1 pseudogene is annotated in these 250 nt (G+C 84.4%); it reads left to right on the top strand.

Annotated elements, in window-relative coordinates:
- Positions 1 to 182: pseudogene (locus VR45_RS35420) on the top strand (hypothetical protein); the annotation flags it as partial.
- Positions 183 to 250 lie beyond the last annotated feature (68 nt).

Genomic DNA, 250 nt, shown 5'->3' on the forward strand with positions numbered 1-250 from the left:
CCGAGGTGCTGGTCCCGCCCGGCTGGGCGGCGGCGGCCGCCGGGAGGCGGTCGGTGGTGGTGGTCCTGGCGCCACCGGGGGCCCGGCCGCCGACCCCGGCCGGCCCCGCCCCCGAGGGGGCCGCCGGCCCGGCCCTCCACGGTACGGCCGCCTTGGCCACCGGCCCGGCCGCCGCCACCTGAACCGCCCCCGGCGGCTGCCGACTGCAACTCCGGCTCGTCCGGGGCCTCTGACGGTACGGCGGCGGGGC

Origin of the sequence: Streptomyces sp. NRRL S-495 (assembly GCF_000966955.1) — a bacterium.
Classification (GTDB): Bacteria; Actinomycetota; Actinomycetes; order Streptomycetales; family Streptomycetaceae; genus Kitasatospora; species Kitasatospora purpeofusca.